This is a genomic window from Mesorhizobium sp. NPDC059054 (assembly GCF_042739215.1).
GTDB lineage: Bacteria > Pseudomonadota > Alphaproteobacteria > Rhizobiales > Rhizobiaceae > Mesorhizobium.
Genome location: NZ_JBHYHV010000007.1, coordinates 39,420 through 51,706, shown reverse-complemented (window position 1 = coordinate 51,706; position 12,287 = coordinate 39,420). Strand labels below are relative to the sequence as shown.

Below are 12,287 nucleotides of genomic sequence, written 5' to 3'. Positions count from 1 at the left end.
AAATGAGCCAAATACGAAATCGATCAGTATTACTCGCAGCCATATCCGCCATCGCCGTCGTGACAGCCGCGCCGGTTTTCGCGGAAGAAATCATCATCGGCGCCGCCACCGCCCAGACGGGCGGACTTGCGCCCTATGACCAGCCCGCGCTGGCCGGTTTGCGCATGGCGATCGACGAGCTGAATGCCAAGGGCGGCCTTGCCGGCAAATACAAGGTCAACCTGATCATCAAGGACACGCGCAGCGATACCGCGCAGACGGCCACAGTTACGCAGGAACTGATCGACGCCGGCGCCAAGATCATGATCACGCCCTGCGACGCCGACCCATCGATCTCGGCCGGCCAGCTCACTCAGCCGCTCGGTATCCCGTCGTTGACGCTGTGTGGCTCGGCACCGGTGCTGACCCAGGCGGTCGGCGACGTGATGTTCGGCACCTATCCGGCCGACAATCTGCAAGCGACCGCCGTCGCGGACTTCGCCATTGCCGAAGGCAAGCGCAAGGTCTTCCTGCTGACATCGCCCGACGCGACCTATGTCGCCAACCTGCCGGAGTATTTCGGCAAGGTCTTCGAGAAGAAGGGCGGCAAGATCGTCGGACGCGGTACCTTCACGATGAACCAGCCGGACTTTTCGGCCGAGATCACCAACATCAAGGGCCTGGCCGAGCAACCCGATCTGATCATGACGGCAGCCTATGAGCCCGACTTTCCGGCCTTCATCCAGCAATTGCGCGGCGCCGGCATCACCATCCCCGTCTACGGCGCAGATGCGATAGGTACCCCGACCATCAAGGCGCTCGGCAAGCTAGTCGACGGTGTCGTCTACACCGCTGCCGGTTATCCGGAGGCAGGCAGCAAGCTTGAAGCCTTCGACGCCGCCTTCGCCAAACATGCCGGCCATGCGCCGGAATCGACCTACGAGGTCAATGGCTATGAGATCGGCCTGATCCTGGACCAGGCGGTGAAGACGGCCGGTTCGGATGATCCCAAGGCGATCCGCGACGCCATCGCCAATCTCAAGGACTTCGAGGGCATCACCGGCAAGATAACCTATGCCGGCACCGACCGCATGCCGCTGCGACCAGTGGTGCTTATGCGCTACGAAGGCGGGGAGCCGAAATATGTCGAAACCGTCGTGCCGGCCGCGGCCGACGTTCCGGCTCCGTGATGCCATGCTGAGCGTCGAAGCCCTCAGGATCCGATACGGCGAGGTCGAGGCGGTGCGCCGTGTCGACCTCACGGTTGGCGCCGGAGAGATCGTCGCGCTTGTCGGCGCCAACGGCGCCGGCAAGAGCTCGACGCTCGGCGCCGTCGCGGGGCTGGTACCGGCTGCCGGCGGCAGGGTGCTGCTCGAGGGCAACGACATCGCCGGTATGCCGGCCGAGGCGATCGCACGTCGCGGCGTGGCGCTGGTGCCGGAGGGGCGGCGCATTTTCGCAAGCCTGACCGTGGCCGAGAATCTGCGTCTTGGCGGCGCGGTGCACCAGACCGCTTCCGAGGCGAAAGCGCGGGAAGAGGAGATGCTCGAGCTCTTTCCCATCCTGCGCCGGTATCATCAGGTGAAGGGTGGAAACCTTTCCGGCGGCGAGCAGCAAATGTTGGCGATCGCGCGCGCGCTCATGGCGCGGCCTAAGCTCATCCTGCTCGACGAACCGTCGCTCGGGCTCGCCCCTCAAATCATCGACACCGTGTTCGACCTTATCGCGCAGCTCCGCAGCAACGGGCTGACGGTGCTTCTGGTCGAGCAGAACGTCGCGCTCGCACTCGAGATCGCCGACCGCGCCACGGTGCTCGCCAATGGCGAAGTCGCTTTGACAGGCACGGCCGCCGAACTCGCCAGTTCCGATCTCGTGCGGCAAGCCTATCTCGGAGCCTGATCATGATCGCGCAGCAGATCATCAATGCAGTGAGCCTCGGTGGCGTCTATGCGCTGCTTGCGCTCGGACTGGCCATCGTGTTTTCCATCGTCGGGCTGATCAACTTCGCCCATGGCGAATTGATGACGTTGACGGGGTATGTACTGCTGGCAGCCCTCATTGCCGGTGTGCCGTTCCCAGCAGCCGTGCTGCTCGCCGTCATTTGCGCGGCGGTTGCGGCGGTGGCCATGGAGCGTATTGCCTTTCGGCCGATGCGCGGCGCCAGTGTGACCAGCCTTCTTCTGACCAGTTTCGCCGTTTCGGGCCTGCTCAAGGTCATCTTCCAGAACGGCGTATCGGCGCGCCCGCAAGCGGTCGCCATACCGAGCTGGATGACGGGCGCTTTCTCGATAGGTGATTTCACCATCGGCGTCGGTCCAACGATTTCGATCGTCGTCTCTATCCTGGCGCTGATCGCGCTGGAGTTCTTCCTGAGGCGCACCGTGACTGGTACGGCCATGCGCGCGGCAGCGGAGGATTTCGATGTCGTGCGGCTGATGGGCATACCCGCCAATCGCATCATTGCCACCGCTTTCCTGTTGTCGGGCTTGCTTGCCGGCCTTGCAGCAATGCTGTGGGTGGCAAGCCGCGCGTCGGTCGACCCGCTGATGGGCTTCACGCCGGTGCTCAAGGCCTTCATAGCTGCCGTGGTCGGTGGATTGGGAAGCCTGCCGGGAGCCGTGGCCGGCGGTTTCCTCCTCGGTGTCATCGAAGTCCTCCTGCAGGCGACTCTGCCGGCTGCGATTGCGCCTTACCGCGATGCCATCGTGCTGTCGGGTGTCATCGCGGTGCTGCTGATCCGGCCGCAGGGACTTATCCCGGCGGTGCGCGTGCAGAGAAGCTGAGGTCCGCTAGCAGCGTACACCAGGCAGGAATCGGCAGCTTTCTCGAGTTGGACGCGCGAACCGGGTCTGGGCAACGGCACCTGCTCCACATCGAGGCCGAACGCCAAGCGTCGGCGCAAGAACAAGGGAGACCGCGGTATGACCGCAGCAAAGCTGAACATCGTTCCGTTCGTGAGCGTCGATTCCATGATGAAGCTGGTGCTGGCCATCGGCGTCGAACGCTTCCTGACCGAGCTTGCCGCCTATATCGAAGAGGACTTCCGCCGCTGGGAGCTGTTCGACAAGACGCCGCGTGTCGCCTCGCACAGCCATGACGGCGTCATCGAACTGATGCCGACCAGCGACGGCCACCTCTACGGCTTCAAATATGTCAACGGCCACCCGAAGAACACGCGCGAGGGCCTGCAGACGGTGACCGCTTTCGGTGTTCTTGCCGATGTCGGCTCCGGCTATCCGATGCTGCTGACCGAAATGACCATCCTGACGGCGCTGCGCACCGCCGCCACCTCGGCGCTGGTCGCAAAGTACCTGGCGCCGAAGGGGGCCCGTACCATGACCATCATCGGCAATGGCGCGCAGTCGGAGTTCCAGGCGATCGCCTTCAAGGCCATCACCGGCATCGACAGGCTGCGCCTTTACGACATCGACCCGTCGGCCTCGCGGCGCTGTGCGAAGAACCTCGCCGGCATGGGTTTCGACATCACCGTCTGCGCTTCCGGCCAGGAAGCGGTGGAGGGGGCCGATGTCATCACCACGGTGACCGCCGACAAGCAGTATGCGACGATCCTGACCGACAACATGGTGGGCTCGGGCGTGCACATCAATGCGGTCGGCGGCGACTGTCCCGGCAAGACCGAGCTGCATCGCGACATCCTGCTGCGTTCCGACATCTTCGTGGAGTTCCCGCCGCAGACGCGCATCGAGGGCGAGATCCAGCAGCTGGATGGCGATCACCCGGTGACCGAGTTGTGGCAGGTGATGGCAGGCAAGGCGGCGGGCCGGACCAGCGACAAGCAGATCACGCTGTTCGATTCGGTCGGCTTTGCCACCGAGGATTTCTCGGCGCTGCGCTACGTGCGCGACCAGCTGCAGGCCACCGGCCTCCATGAGGAGCTGGACCTGCTTGCCGATCCCGACGAACCGCGCGACCTCTTCGGCATGTTGCTCAGGGCAGGCAAAAAGCAAGGCGGCGCCCAGGGCGCCGCCTGACAACAAGCTGTGTCGGTGAAGGTAGGTTAGTGCCGCCCTGGCGTCTCGGCCAGGTAGCGTTCCGCCAGCGTTGTCCAGTAACGCACGCCGGTTGCTATGATGTCGTCGTTGAAATCATATTGCGCGGTGTGCAGAGGACGCGGCGCTGGCTCGCCTTCGCGGGCCGCGCCGAGAAAAACATAACAGCCGGGCACGCTGCCCAGCATGAATGCGAAGTCCTCGGCGCCCATGATCGGCTGCATCTCATCGTCGACGAGCTTTTCGCCAACGACCTCTTCCGCGATGGATGCGGCGAAGCGCGTTTCGTTGCGGGTGTTGTGCAGAACGGGATAGCCACGCTCGAAAATGAACTTATGTCCCGCGCCGACCGCTTCGGTGGCGTTGCGCACGATCTTCTCCAACCCCACTTCGAAGGCGTCTCGAACGGTATCGTTCAGCGTGTAGAGGGTACCGCGAACGGCCGCTTCGTCCGGCGTGACATGGACGCTTTGCCGGTGGCTCGGGTCGCCGCTGCGGAATTGCGTGATCGACAGCACCACAGGTTCGGCCGGGTTCAGGTAACGCGCCTTGAACATGTGCATTTCCTGCACGATCATGGCTGCCGTGAGCAGGGGATCCGCGACGGCGAACTGTGTCGCAGGATGCGCGATGCGGCTCAGCACATGAAATTCGAAGGTGTCGATCGATGCGAGCATCGGTCCGGTTCGCATCATGAAGCGGCCGGCCGGGGCATTGGGGAAATTGTGCATGCCGAAGACTGCATCGACTGGGAACTTCTCGAACAGGCCGTCCTTGACCATGGCATTGCCGCCGCAATGCTCGTCACCTGTCTCCTCGGCGGGCTGGAAAATGAAGCGCACGGTGCCGTCGAAATTGCCGTTCCTGGCGAGGTGGCTGGCGGCGGCGAGCAGCATGGCGGTGTGGCCATCATGTCCGCAGGCGTGCATCTTGCCGTCGATCTTCGAGCGATGCTCGAACGTGTTCTCTTCCTGGATGAACAGCGCATCCATGTCGGCACGAAGGCCGATCGCGACGGGGCTGGTGCCGCGCTTCAGCGTGCCGACCACACCCGTTCCGCCAAGACCGCGATGCACCTCGATGCCGAATTCCTCCAGTTTCGTGGCGACGAAGTCGGCCGTCGCCTTTTCCTCGAAAGCTGTCTCGGGATGAGCATGGAGGTGCCGGCGCCAGGCTGTAGCCTCCTCAACGAGGCTGTTGTCGATCGGTGATTTGGCCATCTGTTGTCTCCTCCAGTTATTCCGCCGGGGCTGCGATTATGTCTGTGTCGTTCGGACCGGTAGCCGCAGCTTGCCCAGAAGGTCGACCAGCCCTTCGGGAGCCAGCCTGAGCACCAGGATCATCGCCACGGCGATGACGATGAAACGCGCATCCTCGAAACCCTGCAGGCCGGCCATGGCCTCGGTGGCGAAGGTGAGGACAAGCGCGGCAAGCACAGGTCCGAAGACGGTGTTGACGCCGCCGATCAGAACCATCGACAGGGCCAGCGACAGCGTTCCGAAACCGAAGACCTCCGGCGAGGCAACGCGCAGGTATATCGCGTAGAAGCCACCGGCGATGCCGGTGAAAATGGCGCTCAGCGTCAGGGCCAGGATGCGCTGGCGGGCAACGGAGATACCGCGTGCTGCTGCGTAATCCTCGGCATCGCGAACCGCCTTGAGCGATTTGCCGAAGGAGGAGTTGCTCACAAACGCAAGGAAGAGGCAGGAAAGCGCCAGCAGCGCCAGGCCGACATAGTAGTAGCCGAATTTGAAATCCTTCAGGAAACTGTAGCTGCCCAGCTGCAGGAACGGCAGGCGGACCATGCCTTCGGCTCCCCCGGTGATCTGGGACTGGCTGAGCACCAGCTGCAACACCAGTTGACTGAAGGCGAAGGTGACCAGAACGACATAAATACCTTTGAGCCGCGCGACTGGCGCCGCCAACAGCAACGCCGAAAGAGCCGCCGTGCCACCACCCAGCAGCATGGCGAGCCAGGGATTGATGCCAAATGTCTTGCTGGCGATCGCGGCGGTGTAGACGCCGATGCCGAAGAAGGTGAGGTGCCCGAAATTGAAGACGCCGCAATGGCCGAGGCTCAGGTTCCAGTTCGAGGCGATGACCGCATAGACGAAGGCGATGATGAACAGGTGCCTGATATAGCTGTCGGTGACGAACAGGGGCACGAGCGCCAGGGTGGCAAATAGCGCGACGACAGCGAGGAGTTGACGTTTGTTGGCCATCATTTGCCTCCGAACACGCCGTTCGGCCTGAAAAGCAGGACCAGGATCATGAGCAGGAACAGCACGAACGGCGTCCAGTAGAGACCCAGTCCGAAGATCAGAAACGCCTCGATGAAGCCGATCAGATAGGCGGCGCCCGCTGTCGCGCCGAGATTGCCCAGCCCGCCGAAGATGACGACGATCATGGCCTTGGTCAGCGGTTCGCTGCCCATCGTGGGTGTGATGAAGCGTATCGAGCCAAGCAAGGCGCCGGTAAGTCCCGCCAGCGCAGCGGAGATGCCGAACGCCAGGGCGAAGGCTACGGGTACGTCGATGCCGAGAAGCGCCGCCGAATCCTGGTTCTGGCCGACGGCACGAAGGCTGCGGCCGCGATTGGTCATCACCGTGAAGCGCCACAACGCAACCAGGATGAGCGGCGCCAGCACGATCAGCAGGGCTTCATGAGCGGAAATGGTGGTGCCCAGGATCTGCACTTCGCCAGCGACGAGACGCGGCAGCTGCTTCAATCGCGCCCCCCAGATCATCTGTGCACCACGCTCGAGGATGACCATTGCGGCAAGCGTGGTCATGGCGGTGATCAGGAGCATGTTGCGATTGTTGTAGAACGGCCGGACGAGAAGGCGCTCTATGATCACACCGATCAGGCCAGCGGCAAGCGTGCCTGACAGGATACCGACGGCCGGACCGAGGCCGAGAACTTCACTGATCGTCCATGCAACGAACGCGCCAACCATCATCAGCGCGCCGTGGGAGAAATTGAAGACGCCCAAAGTGGTCCACACGAGACTGAGGCCGCTGGACATCAAAGCATAGAGCGAACCAAGCACGAGACCGGAGACGAGCGTTGCGAGAAGGGCGTCCATCAGTGTGCTCCCTCCGCACCAAAGTAGAGGCGCATGACCTCTTCATGGTCGGGTGCATTGGCGCTGCTGATCTCGCGCACCACTTCGCCGTGCTCGATCATGTAGAGACGGTCGGTCAGCGACAGCAGGAACTCGACATCCTGCTCCACGACGATCAGCGGCACGCCGGTCTTGGAGATCTTGGCAATGGCACCCGCCAGCTCTTCCTTCAGCTTCGGCGACAGCCCCAGCGTCGGCTCGTCCAGCATCAGCAGGCGTGGCGCACACATCAGGGCGCAGCCGATCGACAGCATCTGTCGCTCGCCGCCAGACAGCGTGCGGGCGAACTGCTGCTTGCGCTCGGCAAGGCGCGGGAACAGCGCATAGACTTCCTCGATGCGCCGTGTTGCTTCCGCCTTGGCACGCTTGCTGAATGCGGCAAGCTCCAGCGTCTCGGCGATACGCATATTGCCGAACAGGGTGTTGCCCTGTGGTGCGTGGATGAGACCGGCCGCCACGATCGCCGGCGGGCGTTGCGTCGTGATGTCCTTGCCTTCGAAGGCGATGGAGCCGGCAGTCGGGCGCAACAGACCGGAGATGGCCCTGAGCAATGTCGACTTGCCGTGGCCGTTCGGTCCGAACAGGCCGATCGACTCGCCTTCATCGATGTGGACCGATAAGCCGTTGAGGACGCGGGACGCCCCGTAGCCGGCTTGAAGGCCGGTGATGTCGAGAAGCCTCCGCATCAACTGCGCCCTCCGAGATAGGCTTCGATCACCTGCGGGTTCTTGACGACGTCGTGTGGGTCGCCCGCGGCAAGGACGCTGCCCTGGTTCAGCACGATCAGGCGCTGCGAGACCGACAACAGCAGACTGAGCACATGCTCGATGAGGAGCACGGTGACGCCGCTTCTGTTCACTGCGATCAGGAGATCGTCGAGGCGTTGGATCTCGGGTTTCGTCAGACCCGATGCAGGCTCGTCCAGCATCAGCAGCGCCGGCTCGGATATCAAAGCCGAGGCGATCATGAGCTGCTTTTTTTCATAAATGGACAATTCACGCGACGGCATCGAGCGGCGCGTCCGGCCAAAATCCACCGAGCGGAAAGCATCGTCGATGCGCGCTTCGGCCTGGGTGCGGGAAAGCTGGCCGTTATAGGTGGCGCTGACGAGCAAAGTGTCTTGCGCGGACAGCGCCGGAAATTCGGCATCCTTCTGGAAAGTGCGCACGAGGCCGGCCCGCGAGATGCGATGCGCAGGCCAGCGATCGATGCGTTCCCCCATGAACCGCACCTCGCCGGAGGTCGGGCCGAATGGGACACCGGTGATCAGGTTGAACAAGGTGCTCTTGCCGGATCCATTGGGGCCGGCAATGCCCAGAATCTCACGGCGCGCCACGGTGAAACTGACGCCGTTGACAGCCTTCAACCCGCCGAAGAACTTGCAGGCTCCGGCGATCTCGAGAATGTTTTCGCTCATGCGTGTCGCTCGATGGAAGAGAGTGCCGTGCCTGGAGCGTTTCCGTTCTTCACGGAAATGCGGAAACGCTCTAATTCTTTGTTTTTACGCAATTCCGACGGAAGCCGTTGCACGCTCCTCCTGGAATTGCTCTCAGGCGCGGCACTGCGGATCACTTCATCCAGACCGGCTGCTTGAACTCGCCGCCCGCATATTCCTTCGGATAGAACAGCACGCGGTTGCCATCCTGGATCTGATAGAACTGGATCGGCATTCCATCCTTGCCCTGGACCGCAAGGTGTGTAGCCGGATCAAATCGCGTGCGCCCCATGGCTGTCTGTTTGTCGGCCTTGCCGATCTCCGCACCGATCTCCTGGCGCTTCGCAGGATCGCCGACCTTGGCCAGGGCGTCAGCATAGAGCATCACCTGTTCGTAGAGCATGACGCCATAGGAGCCCGGCTCGACATTGTATGCGGCCTTGTATTTGCCGATGACTTCGTCAGCGCGTGGGTTGCTGGCTGCACGCACCGGACCGCCGAGCGCGTTGTAGACGATGCCCGAGGATTTCTCCTTGGTCAGTTCCAGGAATTCCGGCACCGAAGGCGCGTACTGGATAAAGACGAGGCTGTTGGTCGGATTTTCCATGAACTGCCGCATGAAGGTCGCGGCATTCGCTGAGACGTAGTCGGTGTTGATCAGAAGGGCCGGCGGATCCTGCCGCACCTTGGCCAGGAATCCCCGCCAGTCGTTGATCTCGCCGAAGGGCAGGAGGTCATTCTGGGTCACTTCCCAGCCGGCGGCTTTGAAAGCCTCGGCCATGCCGTTGGCGATGCCCTTCGAATAGGGATTGTCGGACGCCACCAGCGCCACTTTCTTGTTCGGCAGCTTCAGCTTGCCGCTCGTGGCGAGTTCATCGATGACCGGCACGATCTCGGTGTTGTAGGCATCGTAGGATGGCGTCAGCGACCAGATGGTGGTGAAGCGGGACGGGTCGGGCGAGACGATGTCCTTCGTTTGTTGCGAGTTGCCCGACACGAGGTAGATCATGTCCTGCTCGGCCATCATGTCGATTTCGAAATTGCTGGTGGATGCGTAGCCAGTGAAGATGGCACCCGTCGCCTGGTCACCGAGCAGGCGTTCGGCAGCGGTGGCGACCTTGTCGGCACTGGCATCGCCGACGTCCGCAACGACGGCCTCGAAAGTGTGCCCGGCGACGCCGCCTGCCTTGTTGAGGTCCTCCACGGCGAGCTTGACGCCGTTGGCGACTTCCTGGCCGTCCGCGGCGGCGGGGCCGGTGAGGGGCGCCAGGATGCCCAGCTTGATCACGTCGGCGCTGGCGGAAGCGGTTGCGGCGGTTAGCGCAAGCGCCGAGACCGCGCCCATGAAAATACGTCTTGTCAGCATGTCGTTCCCCTTGCCGTTTTTGTGTCTGGAGCGTTTCCGTTTTTCACGGAACGCGGAGATGCTTTAACTCTTTGTTTTTACGCAATTCCGGACGCAAAACCGCTGCGCACTTTTGCCGGAATTGCTCTAGCGTGTTCCGCAGTTATCGATGATCGCCGCTGCAATCACCTTTGTCGTCTCGATCAGGCTCTCGATCTCCACGCATTCATTGTCGCCGTGGAAGCCGTCGCCGCCCGGTCCGTAGATCACCGGTACGACGCCCGCGCCCGCGTAGTGAGCAGCGTCGGTGACGGCCTCGAATCCCTTGATCTCAGGCGCCTTGCGCTGCACGTGCCGGGCGCGTTCCGCGAGGGCGGAGACCAGTGGATCGTCGACAGGCGTGTTCATCGGCGGGAAGTTCAGGGCGAACAGATCCCATTCGATCGCCGGGGGGTGGTCGCGCATCCACGCGTCCGTCCGGGCGAAATGGCTGACGAAATTCTCGAATTCCGCCTTGACGTCCTCGAACTGTTCCTGCGGCATGAACTTGTAGTCGAGGTCGATGGTGACGACGTCGGGAATGATCGCCGCATTGGTCATGATCTGCGGCGTGCCGTCGGGCCCGAGACCCGCCCCACCGCGGATGACACCAGGGTTGATCGTGGCAAGCCCGGCTGGCGTCAGCGGATGCCAGTTGTCGCGGCAGCGGGATTGCTCGAAATCGCGCAAGGCCATGAGGAAACGCGTCGCGAGTTCAATGGCGTTGACGCCAGGCTCGAGACGGCCCTGGACATGCGGCTGCGGCCACATCGAATTGAAGCGCCAGCCGGCGTGAGCCTGCTTTCCGAAGATGGTGACCCTTACCCAGGTCAGCCCGCCCTCGGCCGGAACGATGTTGCCCCAGGTCGGCTCGGCAACGATTGCGCGGCGGGCGAGACGCTTTTCGCGCTTCACGAGATCCATGGCGCCGAAGCCGCCGGCTTCCTCATCGACGACGCTGTGGATGGCCAACCGGCCCTCGAGCTTGATGCCGGCCTGTTTCACCGCGCGTGCCGCGGCCACACAGGCCGCCACACCGGCCTTCATGTCGACGGCGCCGCGCCCCCATAGCTTGCCTTCGGCGATCTCTCCGCCAAAAGGATCGCGTGCCCAGCGGCTCGTGTCGCCGACCGGGACGACGTCGATGTGTCCGCACAGGATCAAGCTCTTGTCATCGGAGCCATCCCATTCGCCGATCAGGTTCGGGCGATCGGGGAAGACATCCCAGCTACGCGTCTGGAAGCCGAGGTCCTTGAGGTGACCGTCGAGAAGGATTTGAACGTCAGCCTCGCGATTGAGGCCTTGCTCGACCTGGAATTTCGGGTTGACGGAGGGGATCCGAACCAGGTCTCGCGCCAGGTTAACGACATAGTCACGATCGGCGTCGATACGGCTCCAGACGTCGTTCGTTCCATTGCTCATCGGCTTATTCCTCTCAATTCCGCAATCAGCGCTTCGGTCGTGACCTGGCGGCAATAACCCTTGATGGTGCTGATCGAGTTGTCGTGCCGCGCGCTCGTGTAGGTGGCGCACGCGTCGGTCACCTGGGTCACCAGATAGCCGAGGTCGCAGGCATCGCGGATGGCGCTTTCAACACACTGGTCGGTCAGCATGCCGCTGACGACCAACTGCCGAACGCCCAGATTGCGCAGGATGTAGTCGATGTGGGTGGAGACGAAGACCGACGATGATGACTTGGGCAGGCAAATCTCGTCGTCGTCGGGGGCCAGTTCGTCGATAACCTTGCCGTCCCACGACCCCTTGGGCACGTTGAAGCCGGTGATCTTGTAATCGAGGCTGCGGTCGCGGCCGTCCTTCGTGAGGCTCTCGATGGTGGTGTACATCACCTCGATGCGGCGATCCCGGAACGCCCGTTGCAGCCGCTGCATGTTGGGAATGACATGGTTGCTGAGTTCACCGAAAAACCAGCCGTATTGCCGATCGAATTCGGCGTCGTCGAGATCGGCGAACTCGGCGCCCTTGCGATGGGCAGAGAAGTTCTGAACATCGATGAAAAGCAGGGCGGACTGTTCGGGCACAAGAGCCACGTCGCGGGTGAGTGTCATAGGATAGTCTCCAGCCTGGCTGCACCACTGCCAGCGGTGTTCAGGCGTGTGTCCATTTCGGGCGTGGAAATGAAGGTGCATGCACGGGAATGAGGTGCCGTTGTGCGCGCTGCTGCGAGACCGTCTTCGCGCGATTTTCTGAGTCGATGCCCTGAGCTATATGACGTTTCAGGTCGACGCGGTGGCATGCCGGTGCTGCGAAAGCTGGCCGGAACGGGCTGGAGACTATGCTTGCAGCCAAGAAAAAACAGACACTGCGCGGCGCTGTCGATCCCCTTAGGCGAAGGGA

General features: G+C 62.6%; 12 protein-coding genes. 4 read left to right on the top strand and 8 right to left on the bottom strand.

Annotated elements, in window-relative coordinates; genetic code table 11:
* Window positions 1-2 precede the first annotated feature (2 nt).
* The 4 genes from ACFWXH_RS26800 to ACFWXH_RS26785 all read left to right on the top strand — a co-directional run bounded on the left by ACFWXH_RS26800 (window position 3) and on the right by ACFWXH_RS26785 (window position 3,971).
* Window positions 3-1,169 carry an ABC transporter substrate-binding protein gene (locus ACFWXH_RS26800; RefSeq protein WP_379124480.1) on the top strand — a complete coding sequence of 389 codons (1,167 nt, stop codon included), beginning with the start codon at window positions 3-5 and terminating at the stop codon, window positions 1,167-1,169.
* Between the two features lie 4 nt (window positions 1,170-1,173).
* Window positions 1,174-1,878: an ABC transporter ATP-binding protein gene (locus ACFWXH_RS26795; protein WP_379124479.1), complete on the top strand. Its 705-nt coding sequence runs from the start codon at window positions 1,174-1,176 to the stop codon at window positions 1,876-1,878.
* 2 nt (window positions 1,879-1,880) lie between these two features.
* On the top strand, window positions 1,881-2,762 hold the full coding sequence (locus ACFWXH_RS26790; protein ID WP_054311420.1) for a branched-chain amino acid ABC transporter permease: 882 nt from the start codon (window positions 1,881-1,883) through the stop codon (window positions 2,760-2,762).
* Window positions 2,763-2,900: 138 nt separating this feature from the next.
* Window positions 2,901-3,971 carry an ornithine cyclodeaminase gene (locus ACFWXH_RS26785; protein WP_379124478.1) on the top strand — a complete coding sequence of 357 codons (1,071 nt, stop codon included), beginning with the start codon at window positions 2,901-2,903 and terminating at the stop codon, window positions 3,969-3,971.
* A 26-nt stretch (window positions 3,972-3,997) separates the two neighbouring features.
* Here ACFWXH_RS26785 and ACFWXH_RS26780 read toward each other — a convergent pair whose 3' ends face one another.
* From ACFWXH_RS26780 to ACFWXH_RS26745, 8 genes are all read right to left on the bottom strand, one after another.
* Window positions 3,998-5,209: an amidohydrolase gene (locus ACFWXH_RS26780; protein WP_379124477.1), complete on the bottom strand. Its 1,212-nt coding sequence runs from the start codon at window positions 5,207-5,209 to the stop codon at window positions 3,998-4,000.
* Between the two features lie 36 nt (window positions 5,210-5,245).
* Complete coding sequence (locus ACFWXH_RS26775; protein WP_379124476.1) at window positions 5,246-6,211, bottom strand: branched-chain amino acid ABC transporter permease; 966 nt, start codon at window positions 6,209-6,211, stop codon at window positions 5,246-5,248.
* On the bottom strand, window positions 6,211-7,074 hold the full coding sequence (locus tag ACFWXH_RS26770; RefSeq protein WP_379124475.1) for a branched-chain amino acid ABC transporter permease: 864 nt from the start codon (window positions 7,072-7,074) through the stop codon (window positions 6,211-6,213). The genes ACFWXH_RS26775 and ACFWXH_RS26770 overlap by 1 nt, the downstream gene beginning before the upstream one ends.
* Complete coding sequence (locus ACFWXH_RS26765; protein WP_379124760.1) at window positions 7,074-7,799, bottom strand: ABC transporter ATP-binding protein; 726 nt, start codon at window positions 7,797-7,799, stop codon at window positions 7,074-7,076. Before ACFWXH_RS26765 ends, ACFWXH_RS26770 begins: the two co-directional genes overlap by 1 nt.
* Window positions 7,799-8,530, bottom strand: a complete 732-nt coding sequence (locus tag ACFWXH_RS26760) for an ABC transporter ATP-binding protein (RefSeq protein WP_379124474.1) — start codon at window positions 8,528-8,530, stop codon at window positions 7,799-7,801. Before ACFWXH_RS26760 ends, ACFWXH_RS26765 begins: the two co-directional genes overlap by 1 nt.
* Before the next feature lie 151 nt (window positions 8,531-8,681).
* The gene (locus ACFWXH_RS26755; RefSeq protein WP_054311679.1) at window positions 8,682-9,914 is read right to left on the bottom strand and encodes an ABC transporter substrate-binding protein; all 1,233 of its coding nucleotides are present in this window, start codon (window positions 9,912-9,914) and stop codon (window positions 8,682-8,684) included.
* Between the two features lie 126 nt (window positions 9,915-10,040).
* Window positions 10,041-11,354: a M20 family metallopeptidase gene (locus ACFWXH_RS26750; protein WP_379124473.1), complete on the bottom strand. Its 1,314-nt coding sequence runs from the start codon at window positions 11,352-11,354 to the stop codon at window positions 10,041-10,043.
* On the bottom strand, window positions 11,351-11,998 hold the full coding sequence (locus tag ACFWXH_RS26745) for an isochorismatase family cysteine hydrolase (RefSeq protein WP_379124472.1): 648 nt from the start codon (window positions 11,996-11,998) through the stop codon (window positions 11,351-11,353). Before ACFWXH_RS26745 ends, ACFWXH_RS26750 begins: the two co-directional genes overlap by 4 nt.
* Between the last annotated feature and the right edge of the window lie 289 nt (window positions 11,999-12,287).